General features: G+C 63.9%; 20 protein-coding genes and 1 tRNA gene. 10 read left to right on the top strand and 11 right to left on the bottom strand.

What is annotated here, in order from left to right:
• Window positions 1-30 precede the first annotated feature (30 nt).
• The 7 genes from FLO80_RS07385 to FLO80_RS07355 all read left to right on the top strand — a co-directional run bounded on the left by FLO80_RS07385 (window position 31) and on the right by FLO80_RS07355 (window position 7,185).
• Window positions 31-522 (top strand): Lrp/AsnC family transcriptional regulator, encoded by a 492-nt coding sequence (locus FLO80_RS07385; RefSeq protein WP_111365702.1) that lies wholly within the window; start codon window positions 31-33, stop codon window positions 520-522.
• 42 nt (window positions 523-564) lie between these two features.
• Window positions 565-1,116 (top strand): tetratricopeptide repeat protein, encoded by a 552-nt coding sequence (locus FLO80_RS07380; RefSeq protein WP_246156604.1) that lies wholly within the window; start codon window positions 565-567, stop codon window positions 1,114-1,116.
• A 98-nt stretch (window positions 1,117-1,214) separates the two neighbouring features.
• Window positions 1,215-1,300, top strand: a tRNA-Leu gene (locus FLO80_RS07375).
• A 360-nt stretch (window positions 1,301-1,660) separates the two neighbouring features.
• Window positions 1,661-2,626 carry a TAXI family TRAP transporter solute-binding subunit gene (locus tag FLO80_RS07370; RefSeq protein ID WP_111365700.1) on the top strand — a complete coding sequence of 322 codons (966 nt, stop codon included), beginning with the start codon at window positions 1,661-1,663 and terminating at the stop codon, window positions 2,624-2,626.
• Between the two features lie 136 nt (window positions 2,627-2,762).
• Window positions 2,763-5,387 (top strand): TRAP transporter permease, encoded by a 2,625-nt coding sequence (locus tag FLO80_RS07365; RefSeq protein WP_111365163.1) that lies wholly within the window; start codon window positions 2,763-2,765, stop codon window positions 5,385-5,387.
• A 13-nt stretch (window positions 5,388-5,400) separates the two neighbouring features.
• On the top strand, window positions 5,401-5,823 hold the full coding sequence (locus FLO80_RS07360; RefSeq protein WP_111365160.1) for a universal stress protein: 423 nt from the start codon (window positions 5,401-5,403) through the stop codon (window positions 5,821-5,823).
• Between the two features lie 39 nt (window positions 5,824-5,862).
• Complete coding sequence (locus FLO80_RS07355) at window positions 5,863-7,185, top strand: aspartate aminotransferase family protein (RefSeq protein ID WP_111365157.1); 1,323 nt, start codon at window positions 5,863-5,865, stop codon at window positions 7,183-7,185.
• A 42-nt stretch (window positions 7,186-7,227) separates the two neighbouring features.
• Here the strand turns inward: FLO80_RS07355 and FLO80_RS07350 are convergent, their stop codons facing one another.
• Window positions 7,228-7,704 carry a MarR family winged helix-turn-helix transcriptional regulator gene (locus tag FLO80_RS07350; RefSeq protein WP_246156603.1) on the bottom strand — a complete coding sequence of 159 codons (477 nt, stop codon included), beginning with the start codon at window positions 7,702-7,704 and terminating at the stop codon, window positions 7,228-7,230.
• A gap of 116 nt (window positions 7,705-7,820) precedes the next feature.
• On the opposite strand from FLO80_RS07350, the gene FLO80_RS07345 reads away from it, so the two are divergent.
• The 3 genes from FLO80_RS07345 to FLO80_RS07335 all read left to right on the top strand — a co-directional run bounded on the left by FLO80_RS07345 (window position 7,821) and on the right by FLO80_RS07335 (window position 10,852).
• A complete protein-coding gene (locus tag FLO80_RS07345; protein ID WP_111365151.1) occupies window positions 7,821-8,858 on the top strand; it encodes a cupin domain-containing protein in 1,038 nt (345 codons plus the stop codon).
• Window positions 8,855-9,553: a fumarylacetoacetate hydrolase family protein gene (locus tag FLO80_RS07340; protein ID WP_111365149.1), complete on the top strand. Its 699-nt coding sequence runs from the start codon at window positions 8,855-8,857 to the stop codon at window positions 9,551-9,553. Before FLO80_RS07345 ends, FLO80_RS07340 begins: the two co-directional genes overlap by 4 nt.
• A 72-nt stretch (window positions 9,554-9,625) precedes the next feature.
• On the top strand, window positions 9,626-10,852 hold the full coding sequence (locus FLO80_RS07335) for a 3-hydroxybenzoate 6-monooxygenase (RefSeq protein ID WP_111365147.1): 1,227 nt from the start codon (window positions 9,626-9,628) through the stop codon (window positions 10,850-10,852).
• Window positions 10,853-11,492: 640 nt separating this feature from the next.
• On the opposite strand, the gene FLO80_RS07330 is transcribed toward FLO80_RS07335, so the two are convergent.
• The 10 genes from FLO80_RS07330 to FLO80_RS07285 form a co-directional block, all read right to left on the bottom strand.
• The gene (locus tag FLO80_RS07330; RefSeq protein WP_111365145.1) at window positions 11,493-12,005 is read right to left on the bottom strand and encodes a hypothetical protein; all 513 of its coding nucleotides are present in this window, start codon (window positions 12,003-12,005) and stop codon (window positions 11,493-11,495) included.
• A 346-nt stretch (window positions 12,006-12,351) separates the two neighbouring features.
• A complete protein-coding gene (gene uvrB, locus FLO80_RS07325) occupies window positions 12,352-14,550 on the bottom strand; it encodes an excinuclease ABC subunit UvrB (RefSeq protein WP_111365142.1) in 2,199 nt (732 codons plus the stop codon).
• A gap of 165 nt (window positions 14,551-14,715) precedes the next feature.
• Complete coding sequence (locus FLO80_RS07320; protein ID WP_111365141.1) at window positions 14,716-15,348, bottom strand: DUF1062 domain-containing protein; 633 nt, start codon at window positions 15,346-15,348, stop codon at window positions 14,716-14,718.
• A 349-nt stretch (window positions 15,349-15,697) separates the two neighbouring features.
• Window positions 15,698-16,045: an MmcQ/YjbR family DNA-binding protein gene (locus tag FLO80_RS07315; protein ID WP_223145467.1), complete on the bottom strand. Its 348-nt coding sequence runs from the start codon at window positions 16,043-16,045 to the stop codon at window positions 15,698-15,700.
• 4 nt (window positions 16,046-16,049) lie between these two features.
• Entirely contained in the window at window positions 16,050-16,433 is a 384-nt protein-coding gene (locus FLO80_RS07310; protein ID WP_111365139.1) for a VOC family protein, read from the bottom strand.
• Window positions 16,434-16,513: 80 nt separating this feature from the next.
• The gene (locus FLO80_RS07305) at window positions 16,514-17,434 is read right to left on the bottom strand and encodes an alpha/beta fold hydrolase (protein ID WP_188078235.1); all 921 of its coding nucleotides are present in this window, start codon (window positions 17,432-17,434) and stop codon (window positions 16,514-16,516) included.
• 55 nt (window positions 17,435-17,489) lie between these two features.
• Window positions 17,490-18,206 (bottom strand): glutathione S-transferase family protein, encoded by a 717-nt coding sequence (locus FLO80_RS07300; RefSeq protein WP_111365133.1) that lies wholly within the window; start codon window positions 18,204-18,206, stop codon window positions 17,490-17,492.
• A gap of 34 nt (window positions 18,207-18,240) precedes the next feature.
• Complete coding sequence (locus FLO80_RS07295) at window positions 18,241-18,918, bottom strand: DNA alkylation repair protein (RefSeq protein WP_111365130.1); 678 nt, start codon at window positions 18,916-18,918, stop codon at window positions 18,241-18,243.
• Window positions 18,915-19,808: a VOC family protein gene (locus tag FLO80_RS07290; protein WP_111365127.1), complete on the bottom strand. Its 894-nt coding sequence runs from the start codon at window positions 19,806-19,808 to the stop codon at window positions 18,915-18,917. The genes FLO80_RS07295 and FLO80_RS07290 overlap by 4 nt, the downstream gene beginning before the upstream one ends.
• Before the next feature lies 1 nt (window position 19,809).
• Entirely contained in the window at window positions 19,810-20,523 is a 714-nt protein-coding gene (locus tag FLO80_RS07285) for a DUF1428 domain-containing protein (protein WP_111365124.1), read from the bottom strand.
• Window positions 20,524-20,543: the final 20 nt, after the last annotated feature.

The raw sequence follows: 20,543 nt of genomic DNA, 5'->3' as shown, positions 1-20,543 counted from the left end.
AATGACGATATGATGGGCGAAAGGGCCAAAATGAGAGAGAAAGACAAGTCAGATGCATTTGGCGATCTCGACCGGCACGACCGGCGGATTCTGTCGATTCTGGCCAGCGAGGGGCGGATCAGCATCGCCGACCTTGCGCGTCGCATCGGGTTGTCGAAATCGCCCACGCAGGCGCGGGTCAGGCGGCTTGAGGAGACCGGCGTGATCACCGGCTATCGCGCCATGTTCGATCCCATCCGCATGGGGCTCGATCATGTGGCCTTTGTCGAGGTGCGCCTCAACGACACGCGCGAAGCGGCCCTGCGGGCGTTCAACGCGGCCGTGGCGGGGATTGCCCAGATCGAACAGGCCCACATGATGGCGGCGAGTTTCGATTACCTGCTGAAGGTGCGCACCCGCGACATGCGCGATTACCGCCGGGTTCTGGCCGAGGAGATCACCGCGCTGCCGCATGTCGAGAACACCTCGACCTTCGTCGCGATGGAGGCGGTGAAGGAGTCCGATGTCGCAGATGTTATTTGACGGCTGACGCTGCAACGCGATGATGGGGGTATGTGGCGCCTCATGTCATCGCTCGTGATTGCGGGGCTCTGGTCGGGGTCTCTGGCCGCCGAGTCCTGCCCGCCGCCGCCCGACCACGCGGTCGAATTCGCGCGGCTGGTCGAAGAGGTGCGCGATGCCGAGAATGAACGCGCCGCGCGCCGCATCACCAACGAGATGTGGGCGCTTTGGGCCGATGCGCCCGATGAGCGGGCGCAATCCATGCTCGAGCGGGGCATGACCCGGCGGGCGGTGGGCGACCTGCTCGGGGCGATTGCGGCTTTCGATACGCTGACCGCCTATTGCCCGGATTACGCCGAGGGTTACAACCAACGCGCCTTTGCCTATTTCATCGCGCAGGATTACCGCGCGGCGCTGGCCGATCTCGACCGCGCGCTGGCCCTCACGCCGACCCATATCGGGGCGCTGTCCGGGCGGGCGATGACGCTCTTCGCGCTGGGCCGCGAGGCCGAGGCCCAGCATGACCTGCGCGTGGCGGTCGATCTCAACCCGTGGCTGCCCGAGCGCCGTTTCCTGCGCGCGCTGCCCCCCGACGAGACCGGGCCGGACCTCTAGGCCCGGGCCGGGGTGGCAATCGGTCCGGCGACAGGCGCGTTTTCCCAAATGTCGTGTTGCAGGCATCTTGCGAAACCTTTTAAGGTCGCGTGACGCAGGCGGGCGTGATGGAATGGTAGACATATCGGACTTAAAATCCGAAGGGGGAAACCCCGTGTGGGTTCGAGTCCCACCGCCCGCACCAGGTTTGTTTGGCCTACCGCCTTCGGCTGCTTGAGGCCGGGGTCTGGCCTGCCGCGTTCTGCTGCATGAGGCCGGGTCTTGGGCCTGCCGCGCTTGGCGCCTTGGGGCCGGGTTGGCCGCCGGGATTGCGCCAGCCCGACCGGCCTTGCCCGGTGTGCGGCTGAAAAAAGTTGGAAAAACAATTCCCCGGGTTTAACGTCGCGATACTGGACAAGCGGGTGCGAGCAGTCGCATTCTGTCTTGGTCGGGCATGGCCGGAGCGATCCGGCCCGCCTCAATCGCGCGGGGTGCGCGCCTTGCCGGGTTTGCCGGTCAGGGGGCGCCCTGCGCTAACCGTCACAACAAGGGAGTGAACTCCGACATGAAACTCAAACTTTTTGCAGCGGCTGCCGCAACGCTCATGGCCACCGGCCATGTGCAGGCGCAGACCCAGGAATTCGTCTCGATCGGCACCGGCGGTGTGACCGGGGTCTATTACCCCACGGGTGGCGCGATCTGCCGCCTCGTGAACAAGGACCGCAAGGAACACGGAATCCGCTGTTCGGTCGAATCGACCGGCGGGTCGATCTACAACATCAACACGATCCGCTCGGGCGAGCTGGAATTCGGCGTGGCGCAATCCGACTGGCAGTATCACGCCTATAACGGCACCTCGCGCTTTGAAGAGGCCGGCCCGTTCGAGGATCTGCGCGCGGTGTTTTCCGTCCACCCCGAGCCGGTGACGATCCTGGCCCGTGCCGATAGCGGCATCACCAACATCACCGACATTCCGGGCAAGCGGTTCAATGTCGGCAACCCGGGTTCCGGCACGCTGGGCACCTGGGAAGTGATCGAGGAAGCCATGGGCTGGAGCCGTGACGATCTCGCGCTGGCCGGCCAGATGAAATCGGCCGAGACGAGCGGCGCACTGTGCGACAACCAGATCGACGGCTATTTCTGGCTGGTGGGCCACCCCTCGGCGCTGACCCAGGAAACCGTGGCGTCGTGCGACGCGAAACTGGTGTCCGCCGTGGCGCCCGAGATCGACAAGCTGGTCGAGGAGAACCCCTATTACCGCATCGCCACCATTCCCGGCGGCATGTATCCGGGCAACCCCGATGACGTCACCACCTTCGGTGTCGGCGCGACCTTCGTGACCTCGGCCCAGGTGTCGGACGAAGCGGTTTACCAGGTCGCCAAGGCGGTTCTGGGCAATCTCGACGATTTCCGCAAGCTGCACCCGGCCTTTGCCAATCTCAAGGCCGAGGAAATGATCAGGGACAGCCTGTCGGCCCCGCTGCACCCCGGTGCAATCAAGGCCTACAAGGAACTTGGCCTCATGGAATGATGAGGGCGCTGGCGCGGGGGTTTCGGCCCCCGCGCCCGTTGTTCGGCAACCATGTCAAGAAAGGCCCACAAAAGGGCCGGGTTGCCCGACATGACCGGAGAAACCGGGACATGAAACCGGGACAGGGGGTAAAAGAATGGCCAGTGAGAACAAGAACGGCTCTGGTGGTGTAACCGACGCAGCGGCCTTTGCCGCCGATTTCGATGTCGGCGCGCGCAATCCGGTGGGTTGGCAGGGTAGCCTGATCGCCATCATCGCGCTGATCTGGGCCTTCGGGCAGGTGCTCAACGCCTCGCCGGTTCCGGCGCTGGTGGCGGCATGGACCGGGCAGAACTGGATCTATATCACATCCGACGTGCAGCGCGTGTTGCACCTTGCCCTCGGGCTGACGCTGGCGACGCTGGCCTATCCGATGTTCCGCGCCTCGCCGCGCGACCGTATCCCGTGGTATGACTGGCTGCTGATCGCGGCGGGGCTTTATGCCACGCTCTATCTCTTGTGGAACCAGACCGCGATTGCCGGTCGTCCGGGGCTCTGGACCACGGGCGACGTGGTGGCCTCGGCCATCGGGCTGGTGGCGGTGCTGCTGGCCACCTATCGCGCGCTGGGCCTACCAATGGTGATCGTGGCCTTCGTGTTCCTGATGTACGTGTTCTTCGGCGACAGCGATTTCTTCCCCGATGCGATGCAGTGGAAGGGCGCTTCGTTCTCGAAGGCGATGGGCCATTTCTGGATGCAGACCGAGGGCGTTTTCGGCCTCGCGCTCGGGGTTTCGGCCTCGATGGTGTTTCTCTTCGTGCTGTTCGGCTCGCTGCTCGAAAAGGCGGGGGCGGGCAATTACTTCATCAAGCTGGCCTTCGCCCTGATGGGCCATCTCAAGGGTGGCCCGGCCAAGGCCGCGGTGGTGGCCTCGGCGGCGACCGGCCTCATCTCGGGCTCGTCGATCGCCAACACGGTGACGACCGGCACCTTCACCATCCCGCTGATGAAGCGGGTGGGCTTTCCGGCCGAAAAGGCCGGCGCGGTCGAGGTGGCATCCTCGACCAACGGGCAACTGACCCCGCCGGTGATGGGGGCCGCGGCCTTCCTGATGGTCGAATATGTCGGGATTTCCTATCTCGACGTGGTCAAGCACGCCATTCTCCCGGCGCTGATCTCTTACATCGCGCTGGTCTATATCGTGCATCTCGAAGCCTGCAAGATGGGCCTCGAAGGGCTGCCCCGCAAAGGCCCTGCGCGCAATCTCGCGCAGAAGCTGGCCAGCTTCATGCTGGGCGTGATCGTGTTCTGCGTGCTGTGCCTCATCATCTATTACGGTCTCGGCTGGCTCAAGCCGCTTCTCGGCGCGTGGTCGCTTCCGGGCATGGCGGTGCTTTTCTTCGCGGCCTACCTGGTGCTTCTGCGCTGGGCCGCGCAATTTCCCGATCTCGAGGTCGATGACCCCAACGCCGCCTTCACCGAACTGCCCGAACCGGGCCCGGTGGCCAAGACCGGCGCCTATTACGTGCTGCCGGTGATCGTGCTGATCTGGAACCTGATGATCGAACGGCTTTCGCCCGGGCTTTCGGCCTTCTGGGCGACGGTGGCGATGATCTTCATCATGCTGACCCAGCACCCGCTGAAGGCGATGTTCCGCAACGGCACGCTTACCCACTGGGCGCGTGGCTGGGGCGAGTTCATCGACGGCATGATCGCAGGCTCGCGCAACATGATCGGCATCGCGGTGGCGACCGGCACGGCGGGCATCATCGTCGGCACGGTGAGCCTCACCGGCGCGCATCAGGTGATCGGCGAATTCATCGAGGTGATCTCGGGCGGTAACCTGCTCCTGATGCTGATCTTCGTGGCACTGTTCAGCCTCGTGCTGGGCATGGGCCTGCCGACCACGGCGACCTATATCGTCATCACCTCGCTGATGGCGCCGGTGATCGTGGCGGTGGGGGCGAAATCGGGCCTCATCGTGCCGCTCATTGCGGTGCATATGTTCGTCTTCTATTTCGGCATCATCGCGGACGACACACCGCCCGTGGGTCTTGCCGCCTTTGCCGCGGCGGCGATTTCCAAGGGCGACCCGATCCGCACCGGGGTCATCGGCTTTTCCTATGACATCCGCACCGCGATCCTGCCGTTCCTGTTCATCTTCAACACCGAGCTTCTGCTCATTGATGTCGGCCCTGCAAAGGCGGTGTTCGTCTTCATTGTCGCGCTCATCGCCATGCTGCTCTTTGCGGCGGCGACGCAGCGATATTTTCTCACCCGATCCCGGATGTGGGAGAACGTGGCGCTTTTGCTCATCGCGTTCACGCTGTTCCGGCCAGGTTTCTGGCTCGACATGGTCGAAGACCCTTACGTGCATGTCGATCCTGCGCAACTGGTCGAGCTGGCGGGCGCGGCGCCCGATGACGCACAACTGAGGGTGCGGCTCGAAGGCGAGAATTTCGCCACCGGGCGGATCATGGCCACCACGGTCGCGCTCGATCTCGGGGCGCAATCGGATGGGGACGGCGCGGCGCGGTTGCAGAAGAATGCCGGCATCGCCTTCCGTACCGAGGATGACGGCGGCGTTTATGTCGACAACCTCGAATTCGGGGGTGATTTGCAACAGCAGGGCATTGATTTCGACTGGGAGGTTCTGGTGGTCGAGGAAGAGGCCGAGCGGATGCCGAAGGAGGTGTTCTATATCCCGGCGCTGGCGCTTCTGGCGCTGATCATGTGGCTGCAAACGGGCCGCGCGCGTCGTAGCGCCGCAGCCATGGCGTGAAAGGAACGTCGCGATGAAAAAGGTTCTTCTGGCCATTGACCTGGTCCACCAGGAAGGATGGGACGCGTCGATCGAACACGCGGTCATGCTGGCCCGCACGCCGGGGGCGGAGTTGCATGTCCTGACCGTGATCCCCGATTACGGCATGGCGATTGTCGGCTCCTATTTCCCGACGGATTATTCCGAGACCGCGATCAGGGAGACCGAGGCCGTGCTTGACACCTTTATCGCCGAGCATTTCCCCGACGATGTCACGCCCGCGGCGCATGTGCGCCATGGCACGATCTACAAGGAAATCACCGGCGTAGCCGATCAACTGGGCGTCGACATGATCGTGATGGCCTCGCACCGGCCCGAGATGAAGGATTACCTGCTTGGCCCCAATGTCGCGCGGGTGGTGCGCCATGCGCGCCAATCGGTGACGGTAATCCGCTAGGGCGGGCGACCGGGCAGAAAAAAAAAGGACCACCTTAAAATGTCACACGTGTTTCCGCGCCACACCCGCGCCACGCTGCCCCGTGCGGTGGCGGGTGATGGCTGTCACCTGATCGACAGCGATGGCAAACGCTATTTCGACGGCTCCTGTGGTGCGGCGGTGTCCTGCCTCGGCCATTCCGACGCGGGGGTGCGCGACGCGGTCAAGACGCAGATCGACCAGCTTGCCTTTGCCCATACCGGGTTCTTCACCTCGGACCCGGCCGAGGAACTGGCCGACATGCTGAGCGCCCGCGCGCCGCAAGGGTTGAACCGCGTCTATTTCGTCTCCGGCGGTTCCGAAGCGGTCGAGGCGGCGTTGAAGCTCGCCCGGCAATATTACGTCGAAAAGGGCGAGCCCGACCGGCGCCACATCATCACCCGGCGGCAAAGCTATCACGGCAACACGCTCGGCGCGCTGGCGGCGGGGGGCAATGAATGGCGCCGCGCGCCGTTTGCGCCGCTGCTGATCGACACGCATCTGGTTTCGCCCTGCTATGACTACCGCGACCGCGCGGCGGGCGAGAGCCCCGAGGAGTACGGCGCGCGCCTTGCCGCCGAACTCGATGCGCGGATCGAGATGCTCGGCCCGCAAAACGTGATGTGCTTCATCGCCGAAACCGTGGGCGGGGCCACCGCCGGGGCGCTTACCCCGCCGCCGGGGTATTTCAGGCGGGTGCGTGAGGTCTGTGACCGGCATGGCGTGCTGTTGATCCTCGACGAGGTGATGTGCGGCATGGGGCGCACCGGAAGCCTTTTTGCCTGCGAGCAGGAGGGGATTTCGCCCGATATCGTGACCATCGCCAAGGGGCTGGGCGCGGGGTATCAGCCGATTGGCGCGATGATGTGCCAGGACCGGATCTATGACGCGATCCGCGATGGTTCGGGGTTCTTCCAGCACGGGCATACCTATCTCGGTCACGCCACGGCGGCGGCGGCGGGGGTTGCCGTGCTCAAGGCGTTCGATGATCGCGATCTCATTGCCAATGTGCGCGACAAGGGCGCGAAACTGCGCGCCGCGCTCGACGCCGAATTCGGGCAACACCCGCATGTCGGCGACATCCGGGGGCGGGGGCTGTTCCTCGGGGTCGAGTTCGTTGCGGACCGTGCCACCAAGGCGCCGTTCGATGCGTCGCGCAGCGTGGCGGGGCAGCTCAAGGCGGCGGCCATGGCTGAGGGGCTGATCTGTTACCCGATGTCGGGCACGATCGACGGTCGGCAGGGCGATCACGTGTTGCTGGCGCCGCCCTTCATCATGGAGGATGCGCATGTGGACGAGATCGTGACCAAGCTGTCGCGGGCGGTCAAGACGGTGATCGGCTGAGCGCGCCGGGCTGGCGGCGGGCGCGCCCGGGCCGGGCTTGCGTCAGGCGCTTTCGCCTTCGTTATGCCGCCGCAACGGCGCACGGCTTCGCGTGTTGCCCGCGTCGGTCGTTTTGCGCAGCAGGTTCAGCAATTGCGTTTTCTCGGCGTCGTCCAGCCCCGAAAGGATGTCGTTCTGAAGCGTGCGAATATGCGGGGTCACGCGCTGGAAAAGGGCCTCGCCCTCGGGGGTGATGGTCAGGGCGCGCGCACGTCGGTCGCGTGCCGACATGCCGCGCAGGATCAGCCCCTTGCCCGCCAGCCTGTCCACGACCCCGCCAATGGTGGCCTTGTCATAGGCGATCGCGCCCGCAAGCGTCGCCTGGTCAATCCCCGGGGTTTCGCGAATCGACGACAGGGCGGCGTATTGCACCGGCGTCAGTTCGACCCCGAGTTCGCCCATGCGTTCGGAGAAGACCGCCATGGAGATCTGGTTCAGGCGCCGCACCAAGTGTCCGGCCATGCTATAGATTTCGTTCACGCCTGTCTCCGTTTGCCATTGTGGGAAGATTAGCCTTTGATAAGCATACATGCAAATTTGACGAATGCGATCTTAGTATGTATGCATACTAAAAATCAGGGTGAGGAGGAACCGCCATGTCGCAGCAATTGGGAACGCTCGAGGACCTGCCCGAGGATTACCGGGCGGATATGCAGAAAGCCGGGGTCGCGCCCCTGTGGCCGATGATGCGCAACGTGTTGCCGCATGGTGCGCCCAAGCCGCAAACCGCCGCCGGATACTGGAATTACCAGGATATTCGCCCGCTTCTCATCCGCGCGGGCGAATTGACCCCGGTGGAAAAGGCCGAGCGCCGGGTTCTGGTGCTCTCTGACCCCGGGCGCGGCGTGGGGGCGATGCAGGCGACGGCCTCGATCTATCTGGGGCTTCAACTGCTGCTGCCGGGCGAAACCGCGCCGGCGCATGTGCATACCCCGTCGGCGGTGCGGATCATCGTCGAGGGCAAGGGCGGGTTTACCGTGGTCGACGGTGAAAAACTGCCCATGGAGGAGGGCGATCTTGTCCTGACGCCGGGGGGCGAATGGCATGATCATGGGCATGAGGGCGAAGAGCCGATTGTCTGGCTCGATGCGCTGGACCTGCCGTTGTTTTATTATCTCGAAGGCTCCTACGCCAAGGAAGGGCCGTTGCAGTCCCAACGCAACCGCCCCGATGCCAGCCAGGTGGAATACCTTTCGGCCGGTCTCGCGCCGACCCGGCGGCCCGGGGCAGGGGTGCGCCGCTACCCGATGATGCGCTACCCTTGGGCGCGCACCGAGGCGGCATTGCGTGCGATGGCGGCCTATGGCGGGGACGAGATTGCCGAACTGGATTACGTGAACCCAGAAACCGGCGCCGATATCCTGCCCACCATGGGCTTTACCGCCATGATGCTTCCCGCAGGGTCGAAACACGAACCACCCCTGCGATCCTCTTCGGCGGCGTTTCACGTCATCAGGGGGCGTGGCAAGACGCGGATCAACGGCGAGACGTTCGAGTGGGGGCCGAAAGACACGTTCAGCGTGCCGGTATTTTCCGAAATCACCCACGAGGCCGACGCGGACTCCTTTCTGGTGCGCGTCCATGATCGCCCGCTTCAGGACAAACTTGGATATTACGAGGAACGCAGCCGATGACCGATTACCTGTTCGACGTCCCCGAGGTGTTTTCCCTGCCCGTGAAGGGCGAAAGCGCGCAATACCCGGTGCGGCGGATCTTTTGCGTGGGGCGCAACTATGCCGCCCATGCCGCCGAGATGGGCGCCGAGGTGGACCGCGAAGCGCCGTGGTATTTCACCAAGTCGGCGGCCCATGCCGCGCATTCGGGCGCGGTGCAGCCCTATCCGCCGGGGACCGAGAATTTCCACTACGAGATGGAACTGGCCATCGCCATCGGCGCGCCGGTCTTTCGGGCCAAGCGGGATGAAGCAGCGGCGGCGATCTATGCCTATGGCTCTGCCCTCGACATGACCCGGCGCGACCGGCAGCAGGACGGCAAGGACAAGCGCCGCCCGTGGGATCTGGGCAAGGATGTCGAAGGCTCGGCGGTGCTGGCGCCGATGACCCGGGCCAAGGATTTCGGCGCGGTGGCGGATCAGCGTATTCATCTCGAAGTGAATGGCGAGGTCAAACAGGACGCGACACTCGCCGAACTGGTCTGGAGTTGCGAGGAAGTGGTCGAACACCTGTCGCGCTTCTATCACCTTGCGCCCGGTGACGTGATCATGACGGGCACGCCCGCGGGTGTCGGGCCGGTGGTGGCCGGTGACCGGATCACCGGTGGGGTTGACGGGCTCGATCCGATCGAACTGACGTTGAGCGATCCGGAATAAGGCTCTGAAATCACGGGAAGACAGGGTTTGCCGGGCCGCCCGCGTGGTGGCCACGCGCGAGGGGGATATGCCATGACGGAAGACAGGGTTCTGATCGCGGGAGGCGGGATCGGCGGCATGGCCACCGCCATCGGGCTGGCGCAGAAGGGCATCCGGTCGGTCGTGCTGGAAAAATCGCCCGAACTGGGCGAGATCGGCGCGGGTATTCAGCTTGGCCCCAACGCGTTTCATGCGTTCGATTACCTTGGCGTCGGGGACGCGGCGCGCGAGATGGCGGTCTATATCGACAACCTGCGCCTCATGGACGCGATGAGCGGTGACGAGATCACCCGCATCCCGTTGGAGGATGCGTTTCGCAAGCGGTTCGGCAACCCTTACGCGGTGGTGCATCGGGGCGATCTTTACGGCGTGTTCCTGCGGGCCAACCGGGCGCATGAGCTGGTGGAGCTGCGCAGCGGGGCCGAGGTGATCGACTATGACCAGGATGCGCAAGGCGTCACCGCGATCCTCGCCGGTGGGGCGCGGGTGCGAGGGCGGGCGCTGATCGGGGCGGACGGGCTTTGGTCGAATATCCGCAAGCGGGTGATCGGCGATGGCGCCCCGCGGGTCAGCGGGCACACGACCTATCGCTCGGTCATCCCGACCGGGGAGATGCCCGAGGATCTGCGCTGGAACGCGGCGACGCTCTGGGCGGGGCCGAAATGCCATATCGTTCATTACCCGCTGTCGGGGTGGAAGCTCTTCAACCTTGTCGTCACGTATCACAACGACGCGGCCGAACCGGTGGCGGGCAAGCCGGTCGGCCATGACGAGGTGCGCAAGGGGTTCGAGCATGTCGCGCCGGTTGCCCGCCAGATCATCGACAAGGGCAAGGACTGGCGGCTTTGGGTGTTGTGCGACCGTGACCCGGCGCTGAACTGGGTCGACGGGCGCGTGGCCCTGTTGGGTGATGCGGCGCATCCGCAGTTGCAATACATGGCGCAGGGGGCCTGCATGGCGATGGAGGATGCCGTGTGTCTTGCCGCGCAGGTGGACGGCCGGTTCGATGATATCGAGGCCGTGTTGCAGGACTACCAGGCCAAGCGCCGGTTGCGCACGGCCCGAATTCAACTGCAAAGCCGGGAGGTTGGCAATCACGTCTATCACCCCGAAGGGGCACATGCGGAACTGCGCAACGCGGTGATGCGCGCGCGCGGGCCCGAGGAATGGTATGACGAGATCGCGTGGCTCTACGGCACCACGGGTCTTGACGGAGCGGTCAGCCGGGAGACGATGCCGCCGGTCTCCAACAAAGGTTAACGCCGCGTCTGGCCCCGATTCCGGGGGGTGACATCCGGCTGACATCCGGCTGCTGCCCGGCTGCCGGGCAAACCCTGACGAAACCTTGCCCCACCGTGGTTAACGCAACGGCCGATGATACGGAGTCGGGCGGTCTAAAGTGGCCGCGTGTATCGTTGGTTTGAGGAGTCGGGAGTCGTGAAAGCGGATCAATGCCGCCTCGTCTATTGCCGGGAATACCGTGATGCGCAGGCAGGCCGGGTCGGGTTGGCCCGCGGCGGTTAGGAGAGTAGGGTGGACGGTTTGCCCATCTTTGGCCTGCCTCGGGAGATAGCGGGCAGATTTCCCCCCACGGTTGCTGGTGTTGATCCGGGTGATCAAATGAGGTTGAAGCTAGGCGATACGCTGACTGGACGCGCCGCGTCCGGCCCGGAGTACATCCGGCATGAGAAGGAAACGGAATGCAACCGTTGCCAAGTAATTTTGTTAATTGATGAAAAGGGGTGCAAAGGCACACAGCAGTTGAGAAATGTTTCGAAACCAGTTAGTGAATCTAAGTGGCCTGCTAGAGAGTGGTTTTGGAAGCCACCTCTAGCAGGACCGCGGTGCGCGGGCCTTGCCCGCAAGGCTAACTCCTTTTGGAAGGGAGCGCCTAACCGAATTAGTTTCGCCGTCCTCGGAACCCTTTTTGAAGCTGCTGCTCGCCAGTCCGCGTTACAAAGAAAAGTTCTTTGTTGGTGGGATCAGCGCCTATCCACCCCTTATCCATGGCGGTTTGAAAGTCCCTTGTGTAGTTCTTCGGTAGGGCCTCACCAGCCGATGGGAATCTGGGTCTAATCTCGTCGCGCTTGAAGCGGTCAGCGCCTTCGTGTTCTGCTAGATACTGCGCAATGCATAAGATCATCTGCGCATTCGTCTTGGGCTCGTACTGATATACGTACTCGCGAAGAGACAGCGGCTTCGAGTACTCACTCGCTTTCGTCGACCTATCTGAAACAGGTGCTTCAGATTCGTCCGACCTCTCGGCAAACTCCTGAACCGTCGCAAGTTCTCCAGTGGTCTCGGATTTCTTCGAAGCGAGAACCGAATTCAGAATTGCGAGGGCGGTTTCGCGGTCAACGGAACGCTTTACCGTGATCCCGTCTCCCTCAAGTGTCAATTTGAAGTCGTCCATTGCGCTCTCCAACATAGCTGCCACAAGATATAGCTGAAAGCAGGACGGTGCGCAATACAAAAATACGCGACATTAGAGTTTGGTGTAGTTTTTGGGGTAGTGTAAGTATAGCATACGCAAAGTGCACATTTAGGTATCATGCAAGATATTGAAAATAAACAAATAAATTATATGAAGCGTTCAGGTTGGATGGATATTGACGTGACGACCTGGAGCATACATCGTGAAGTCTCTCGAAAAATTAAGATAATCGCAGAGCGTTCAGTGTTGTGGAGGAAGTTATTACGTCAAGAATCGCATAGAGTTGAAATGTGGTTGCGAGACTATGTCAGCGAAGGGTGGAACATCACCGCCCCCTTCGCTTCACGTTCCCGCCGCGCTGTCCGGCGCGGCCGCCGGTTGAGCGTCCGCGTGAGCCGATGGCCTCTTCCGATGCCTTCTCGACCGCGAATTGCCGGGCGAGCGGGTCGTCGGCGATGGCGAGGTCGACCGCTTCGAGCCGCTTGATCTCGTCGCGCAACCGCGCCGCCTCCTCGAATTCGAGGTTCTCGGCGGCCTTGCGCATGTCGTCGCGCATGCCGTTCAGCACCTTTTCGAGATTGGCGCCGTGCAGCGGTTTGTCGACCTTGGCCGTGACCCGGCTCATATCCACGTCGCCCTGGTAAAGACCGGCGAGCACGTCGTCGACATTCTTGCGGATGGTTTCGGGGGTGATGCCGTGTTCCTCGTTATAGGCGATCTGCTTGGCGCGGCGGCGGTCGGTTTCGTCGATGGCGCGCTGCATGCTGCCGGTGATGCGGTCGGCATACATGATGACGCGACCCTCGGCGTTGCGCGCGGCGCGCCCGGTGGTCTGGATCAGCGAGGTTTCCGAGCGCAGGAAGCCTTCCTTGTCGGCGTCGAGGATGGCGACCAGCCCGCATTCGGGAATGTCGAGCCCCTCGCGCAGGAGGTTGATGCCGACCAGCACGTCGAACGCCCCGAGGCGCAGATCGCGCAGGATCTCGATGCGTTCGATCGTGTCGATGTCGGAATGCATGTAGCGCACGCGGATGCCCTGTTCGTGCAGGTATTCGGTCAGATCCTCGGCCATGCGCTTGGTCAGCGTGGTGCAGAGCACGCGATAGCCGTTCTGGGCGACGCGGCGCACCTCGTCGAGCAGGTCATCGACCTGGGTCTCGACCGGGCGGATCTCGATCTGCGGATCGATAAGGCCGGTGGGGCGGATCACCTGTTCGGTAAAGACGCCGCCCGCCTGGTCAAGCTCCCACGCGGCGGGGGTGGCGGAGACGAAGATGCTTTGCGGGCGCATCGCGTCCCATTCCTCGAACTTGAGCGGGCGGTTGTCCATGCAGGACGGCAGGCGGAAGCCATGTTCGGCCAGCGTGAACTTGCGCCGGTAGTCGCCTTTATACATGCCGCCGATCTGCGGCACCGAGACGTGGGATTCATCGGCAAAGACGATCGCATGGTCGGGGATGAATTCGAAAAGCGTGGGCGGCGGCTCTCCGGGGGCGCGGCCGGTGAGATAGCGCGAGTAATTCTCGATCCCGTTGCAGACGCCGGTGGCCTCGAGCATTTCGAGGTCGAAATTCGTGCGCTGTTCGAGGCGCTGCGCTTCGAGCAGTTTTCCCTCGCCCACAAGCAGGTCGAGCCGCTGGCGCAGCTCTTGCCGGATGCTCTGGATCGCCTGTTGCATCGTCGGCTTGGGCGTCACGTAGTGCGAATTCGCGTAGACGCGGATGTGATCGAAACTGTCGGTCTTTTCGCCGGTCAGGGGGTCGAATTCGGTGATGGATTCAAGCTCTTCACCAAAGAACGAGAGCCGCCATGCGCGATCTTCGAGGTGGGCGGGAAAGATTTCGAGCGAATCGCCGCGCACCCGGAACGCGCCGCGCTGGAACGCCTGGTCGTTGCGGCGGTATTGCTGCGCGACCAAGTCGGCGATCACCGCGCGCTGATCATAGATCGAGCCGACCTTCAGATCCTGCGTCATCGCGCCATAGGTCTCGACCGAGCCGATGCCATAGATGCACGAGACCGAGGCCACGATGATCACGTCGTCACGCTCGAGCAGGGCGCGGGTGGCCGAGTGGCGCATGCGGTCGATCTGTTCGTTGATCTGGGATTCCTTCTCGATATAGGTGTCCGAGCGCGCGACATAGGCCTCGGGCTGGTAATAGTCGTAGAAGGACACGAAATACTCGACCGCGTTGTCGGGAAAGAATCCCTTGAACTCGCCGTAAAGCTGGGCCGCGAGCGTCTTGTTGGGGGCAAGGATGATCGCCGGGCGCTGGGTCTTTTCGATCACCTTGGCCATGGTAAAGGTCTTGCCGGTGCCGGTCGCGCCCAGCAGAACCTGGTTCTGTTCGTGATCGAGAATGCCCTGTGACAGCTCGGCAATCGCCGTGGGCTGATCGCCGGCGGGCTCGAAACTGGAATGCATGACAAAGGGCTTGCCACCCTCGAGCTTTTCCCGGGTTTTCACGTCCGGGGCAGGGGTGTGCATCATCGGTTGGATCTTGTCGGAATGAGCATAGGGCATGGGCGGCTCCGCACGGGCTGAGCCCGTAGAGTTGATCACTTTTTGTTCCGGTTCAAGAGGCAAAGGCGGGAAACCCGGCAGGTGGTGGCCAGGCGGCAGGCCGATCCGGGCCTGAGGGCCCGAAACGCCGGGGGTGCTCTTGGGCGGTGATGTGGTCCCCTCATGTCACTGCGCCACGTTGCGCGACAGGTTCGCGCGTTGGTGTTCGCTGAGACGGGCCGAAGAGAATCGCAGGGTGACGCGGCCCTTCACGGGTTTTCGCAGGGCTTTGCCGGAGGCGGACTCCACCTGCAGGCCGCCCGCCTTGGCCATCGCGTGCAGTTCGGACCTCGTGAGCCCAAGCTCGCCCGCCAGAAGACGATCGAGCCGCTGTCCCGTCACGCGCGGCGCTTCGATTGCAAGCGCGATCACCGACCACGCCACGGGCCGGGCGCCGTTGATCGTTTTGATGACGTTGAGGTCGGGCGGAATATCGACCCGGTCGCAATGACGCCCCAGCATGGCGAGATCGAATTCCCGCTCTCGCACCCATGCGGGATCGCTCTTGTGCATGGCCTGAAGATCCGCCTCGGATATCGAGCCGACGATTGCCCGTTCGACAAGCGGCAGGTTCCAGGTTCTGTCGCAGGTCTCGCATTTGTAGATCAGCCACGCGTCGAGCCGCCGCCCGTTGGCGTTCAATCGGATCTTGCCGCTCGAGTGGAACAGGCGGCTGCCTGCGCAGGTGCTGCAATGTCGTTTCGGTCGTGGTGGGGTCACGGGTTCAATCCGCCAGGTCGCGGTGAGGGTGCCGGTCATGGTGCCTTGGTCTTCCCTTCGGAAGTTCGCCAAGGCGACGGCAGAGATCACCCCTGAAAGGGTGCGGAATGGCGGGGTGTCAGTTTTCGGGCAGGATCACAGCGACCATATCCGGGCGCAGAACTTGCAACGCCAATCCGGTCTCAAGCCATGCACCCGGCGAACGTGATCACAGCCCGGACAGCGGCTTGCGTCCGGGCACAGGTTCAGGTGTTGCAATTGAGACCGGGCGTTATGATGGCAAAGCGGAACCTCGGGAGATGTGATGCCTTGCGTGCCTAGCGGCTTCTCGCGATGCCATCAATATCGTGCCCGCCGTGCCGGGCGTGCCTGTTGCAGAAAGTCCGCTTTACCGGGGGCGCTCCTTGTCGAAACCGGCAATCGCGCGCTTGGTGGCCGAGCTTCGCCATCGCCTTTCGAGGAGGCGTTCGACGACCCCGGCGCGAACATGATCAAGCCGCGCCAGGACGATGTCATACCCGTGGTAGTGGGGTTCGCAGAAGAACGCCTCGGGCATCAGGTCGATGAGATGGTCACGCTCGTCCCGGGGCACGTCCAGCAGGACGATGCTGTCATCCCCGGGCCGGTAACGCGCGAGCAGGCGCTTGCGCACCTTCAGGGCCGGATCGCCGTAGGAATGGCCTTCCGCGACCTCGGGCCATTGCATCGCGATATCAACCACGTCACGCCAATGCACCGGGCTAGCCCTCGGTCTCGTCCTGTGTCGATATCCACCAGACGGCGCCGTTCCCGTCGGCGATGCCACCGCGATAATCGCCATCGCCGGATCGCTTGAGTTCCTGAACGATCTGCCCGCCCGCATGGATCGCGTCGGCAAAGGTTTTCTCGGCATCCGCGACGTAAACGTGAACATGGGTCTCGCCCGCATCCGGCATCTCGCCCATCATGATGACCGTGTCATCGACGCGCGCCTCTGCGTGCTTGATCCCTGTCCCGTCCTTGCGAGGGTGCACGCGCAGCCGGGTGGCGGAGAACACCGTTTCCAGGAACCGAAGCGTGGCTTCGGCATCGTGCACGATCAGGTAGGGGCTGACCGATGAATATCCTGCGGGTTTCCAAGTCATGACCCGAACTTAGCATGTCCGCGGGTTGTGTCAAAATGGGCGCCCGGTATGGCGTTTTTGCGTTATGCGGTGGCGCGTGTTCAGTCCTGTGCGGGCGACAGGAACGACGCCAGCAGGGGCATCAGCATATCCACCCGGTAGAGAATGTCGTAATGCGTCGCCCCGGGCAGCACGGCGAATTTCCGGTCGGGGTTGACCTGCGGCCCCATCGGCCCGTCCGAGGTCGCCCCGCCCATCAACTGGAACAGCTCCAGAACCTTCGCGGGCTGGACGATGTCGGTATCGCCCACGATGAGGAGCGTGGGCGCGTCGATGGCGCGCATCGCGTCATCCTCCCATCCCATGCCCGAGAGCATGGCGGCGCGGATCTTGTCGACCAGCACCTTGAACCGCTCCGGCTCGGGGGCGACGGCCATGTAGGCCGCTTCCATCGGCGTGTCGGCCAGCATCTCGGCGCTCATATGCGGCCAGCCTTCGCGCACCGACCCGTAGATCGAATCTTCCTGGTGCGAGGCCGAGATCACGGCGAGCCGGTTGACGGTCTCGGGATGATGCGCGGCGAGGCCGAGGGCGGTGGCGCCACCCATCGAGAAGCCGACCACATCGACCGGATCAAGCCCCTGCTGTGTGATGAAACCGGCGACATCGTCGGCGAACTGGCGCAGCGACAGGGGCCGGTCGAGATCGCGCGTCCGGCCATGACCCTCGAGCTCGATCGCGTAGACGGTGCGCGTCTCGGCCAATGCCGGGAGGAGCGGACCCAGCGTTTCGATCGTCATCAACCCGCCATGCAGCAGGACCAGCGGCGGGCCACCCTCGCCATGGACCTGGTAATACATCTCGAGACCATTGACGGTTTCGTAACCCGAATGGGCCGGTTCCGGCATGGCCTCGAAGGTCGTGACCGGCTCGACCCCGCCTGCGTCCTCGGCGAATGCCGGGGTCAGGGCGGGCATGGACAGGGCCGCAAGGGCGATGAGTGCAGGATAGATGTTCCTCATGGGGGTGTCCTCGTCTCGTGGACCGAAGGTCGATTGCGTCGCCATGCAACCCGGATCAGGCCGCGGTCTCGTATTTTCCGGCGTGGTTGCGAATGGTCGCGAGCTGGGCGTCCAGCGATCGTCCGAAGGCCGGGCGTGCCGTGTGGCGGTCGATATAGGCGCGAAGCCCGGGCATCTCGTCCAGAAGCTGCAGCGATTCCGCGATCCGCAGGACCGACACCATGGTCAGGTCGGCGACGGTAAAGCGCCCGGCGACGAGATGTTCGTTCGCGCCCAACCGGTCCTCCACCTGTTTCAGCCGCGTGGCGGCCGCCTTGCGCGCGGGCGGACGGATGACATCCACCGCGCCGGGATCGGCGATGTCGAAATGGTCGGGGGCCATCTTGTAAAAGCTCAGCACCGCCAACATCGAGAGCGGCGGCTCGACCGAGTTCAGCGCGCCGAACATCCAGGACAGGCAGGCATCGCGATCCTCGTCCCCCGTGGGCAACAACGTCTCGCTTGCCCTGGCGATCTTCCACAGGCAGGCGCCGCTTTCAAAGATCGTCTCGTCGCCGACCGTGAGGGTCGGAATCTGGCCGAAGGGCTGCTTGGCAAGGTTGATAGGCCCCGTCTGCGTGCCCTGCGGCACGAGTTCGACCCGGTAGGGCAACCCGGCCTCTTCCAGTGCCCAGCGCAGGCGCAGGTCGCGCACCAGCCCCTTGGCCGGTTCCGGCACCCAGTCATAGGCCGTGATGACGATGTCCTCGTTGTGAAATTCCCGTGATGTCATTCTCTGTCTCCTCCAGTTTTCAGCCTGTTGCGGTTCATCCCAGCGCGCGCCGCACCTCGCGGGCCAGCCGCGCCTCGGTCTTGCCGCGCGGTGCGATCCGGTCGGCCCAGTCGAGTGTCGCGGCGCGCAGTGTGCTGTTGCGCTTGCCGGTGGCCCGCACCGCCATCGAAATGGCCTTGCTCACATGCGGGCGCGCGTCATTGGCGTGCGCCTCGGCCAGTGCCAGCGCATCGAGAAACGGTTGATCGCCGGCCGCTTTGTCATGGACCGACAAGCCCCAGACCTGCGCGAAGGCCGCGCGCCGGGTGTAAAGCCGTTCGGACGCGGCCCATCGCGGCACGGTTTCCCAAGCCTCGGGCGCCTTGTCGAACAGGCGAAAGCAGGCGGTGTCGCAGATCGCCCAGTTGTCGAACTCGTCCACCATCGCGTCCATGCGCGCCCGCGTCAGCGTGGCGGGGTCATCGAGCAGCAGCGCCAGCGTGCGCATCTCGTAACCCCCATCGGCCCAGAGCGCGGCGGCAAGCGCGGGGTCTTTCGGGCGCTTGCGGGCATAGGCCAGCATCTGCCCCATCGCGACCCCGATGGCGCGGTCGTTGGGGATGCCGTATCCCGACAGCTTCTGGCGCTCCGCCTCCGAGGCGTTGGCGGCGAGCCAGTCCTTCACCTCGGTTAGGCTCAGCCGCGTGCCATCCGCTTCGCCCGCCCGGCTCATCGTGCCGCGCGTTCCAGCGCCGAGATGTCGATCTTGCCCATCTGCAGGAAGGTCTCCATGACCTTGGGGTCAGGCGACGCAAGCAGCGCGGGCAGGTGGCGCGGGATGATCTGCCATGACAGGCCGAACCGATCCTTGAGCCAGCCACAGCGCCCGGCCTCGGGCACGGCAGATAGCGCATGCCAATACTGGTCGATCTCGGCCTGATCCTCGCAGAACACGACAAGGGAATTCGCCTCGGTAAAGGTGAAGTCATGCGCAAGCGCGCTGTCGCCCGCCATGAAGGTCTGGCCCGCAAGCTGAAACTGCGCATGCATGACCGTGCCCGCCGGATCGGGCCCCGACCCGTCATGCCGCAGGAGGGCTTCGATGCCGGATTCGGGGAAGATCTCGGTGTAATGGGCAAGCGCCGCCTCGGCCTTCCCGGCCTGCGCGCCGGAAAACAGCAGCATCGGCGTGAGGGCCTGCCCCCCGGTTTGCGAAAGCTCGCCGAGCGCAATTTGCCACGAGACGCCCCAGCGATCGTCGAGCCAGCCGTAACACGGGCTCCACGGGTAGGCATCGAGCGGCATGTGGACCTTCCCGCCGTCGCCAAGTGCCTGCCATGCGCGGTCGAGCGCGTCGCGATCCTCGAAGGTGAGGAAATACGACATGGCCGGGGTCGGGCGAAACATCGGCCCGCCGTTGAGCGCCAGCAAAGGCTGCCCGCCCAGCCGCATCTCGACATTCATCGCGGTGCCTTCGGGCTGACCATGCACCTCGAACCCGGCCTTGCCATAGCGGCTGACCGTTCCGATGGAGGAGTCGGGCACGAGCGACGTGTAGAGTTTGGCCGCGTCCTCGGCGGCGCCATCGAACCACAGGTGGGGGATGATCTTCTGCCCCGTCATCTCAGAGTTCCACGACCGGGACAAAACCGCCAAAGATCATGCGCTTGCCGTCAAACGGCATTTCCATCCCGTCGAACTTGTTGTCCTGCATCATCCGGGCACTGCCCGCGTCGCGTGTTGCCTTGTCGGGCCACTGCATCCACGAAAACACGACCGCTTCATCGGGTTTCGCCTGCACCGCGCGCCGGAAATCGGTCACGTCGCCATCCGGCACGTCCTCTTCCCAGCATTCCATGATCCAGTTCGCGCCATACTCGGCAAAGATCGGGGCGAAAGCGGCGGCCTGCTTGCGAAACTCCTCGCGGTTCGCGGCGGGGACCGCGAGGGCAAACCCATCGACATAGCCGCCCTTTTGCGGTGCGCCATGTTCCACCAGCGGCTCGAACGTGCCGAAGATCAGGCGCTTGCCGTCAAACGGCATCGGGTTCTGGTCGGGGCCAAGGCGCGGATCGGCCATGGCCGCCTTCATGCCCGCGTCATACACGTCCTTCGAGGGCCACATGAACCACGAGAAGATCACCGTCTCGTCGGCCTCGGCCTTTACCGCCAGCGGAAACGACGTGACCTCGCCCGAAGGCACATCGTCGCCCCAGCATTCCACCGCCGCGACAAGCCCGTGGTCGCGAAAATCCTGCACCGCGCGCGCCGCATGGTCGATGAAGGCCGCACGGTTCGCGGTCGGCACGGCGCCGACAAAACCTTGAATACATGTCATTTCATATCCTCTCGCTCATT

Source organism: Aquicoccus porphyridii (assembly GCF_008369105.1).
Classification (GTDB): Bacteria; Pseudomonadota; Alphaproteobacteria; order Rhodobacterales; family Rhodobacteraceae; genus Aquicoccus; species Aquicoccus porphyridii.
Note: the sequence above shows the minus strand (reverse complement) of the source record. Positions and strands in the feature narration are given on the sequence as shown.

Bases quoted from the DNA above. Each gene is read 5' to 3' on its own strand.
- FLO80_RS07385 (WP_111365702.1), top strand. From the start codon at position 31: ATGAGAGAGAAAGACAAGTCAGATGCATTTGGCGATCTCGACCGGCAC.
- FLO80_RS07380 (WP_246156604.1), top strand. From the start codon at position 565: ATGTCATCGCTCGTGATTGCGGGGCTCTGGTCGGGGTCTCTGGCCGCC.
- FLO80_RS07370 (WP_111365700.1), top strand. From the start codon at position 1,661: ATGAAACTCAAACTTTTTGCAGCGGCTGCCGCAACGCTCATGGCCACC.
- FLO80_RS07365 (WP_111365163.1), top strand. From the start codon at position 2,763: ATGGCCAGTGAGAACAAGAACGGCTCTGGTGGTGTAACCGACGCAGCG.
- FLO80_RS07360 (WP_111365160.1), top strand. From the start codon at position 5,401: ATGAAAAAGGTTCTTCTGGCCATTGACCTGGTCCACCAGGAAGGATGG.
- FLO80_RS07355 (WP_111365157.1), top strand. From the start codon at position 5,863: ATGTCACACGTGTTTCCGCGCCACACCCGCGCCACGCTGCCCCGTGCG.
- FLO80_RS07345 (WP_111365151.1), top strand. From the start codon at position 7,821: ATGTCGCAGCAATTGGGAACGCTCGAGGACCTGCCCGAGGATTACCGG.
- FLO80_RS07340 (WP_111365149.1), top strand. From the start codon at position 8,855: ATGACCGATTACCTGTTCGACGTCCCCGAGGTGTTTTCCCTGCCCGTG.
- FLO80_RS07335 (WP_111365147.1), top strand. From the start codon at position 9,626: ATGACGGAAGACAGGGTTCTGATCGCGGGAGGCGGGATCGGCGGCATG.
- FLO80_RS07330 (WP_111365145.1), bottom strand. From the start codon at position 12,005: ATGGACGACTTCAAATTGACACTTGAGGGAGACGGGATCACGGTAAAG.
- uvrB (WP_111365142.1), bottom strand. From the start codon at position 14,550: ATGCCCTATGCTCATTCCGACAAGATCCAACCGATGATGCACACCCCT.
- FLO80_RS07320 (WP_111365141.1), bottom strand. From the start codon at position 15,348: ATGACCGGCACCCTCACCGCGACCTGGCGGATTGAACCCGTGACCCCA.
- FLO80_RS07310 (WP_111365139.1), bottom strand. From the start codon at position 16,433: ATGACTTGGAAACCCGCAGGATATTCATCGGTCAGCCCCTACCTGATC.
- FLO80_RS07305 (WP_188078235.1), bottom strand. From the start codon at position 17,434: ATGAGGAACATCTATCCTGCACTCATCGCCCTTGCGGCCCTGTCCATG.
- FLO80_RS07300 (WP_111365133.1), bottom strand. From the start codon at position 18,206: ATGACATCACGGGAATTTCACAACGAGGACATCGTCATCACGGCCTAT.
- FLO80_RS07295 (WP_111365130.1), bottom strand. From the start codon at position 18,918: ATGAGCCGGGCGGGCGAAGCGGATGGCACGCGGCTGAGCCTAACCGAG.
- FLO80_RS07290 (WP_111365127.1), bottom strand. From the start codon at position 19,808: ATGACGGGGCAGAAGATCATCCCCCACCTGTGGTTCGATGGCGCCGCC.
- FLO80_RS07285 (WP_111365124.1), bottom strand. From the start codon at position 20,523: ATGACATGTATTCAAGGTTTTGTCGGCGCCGTGCCGACCGCGAACCGT.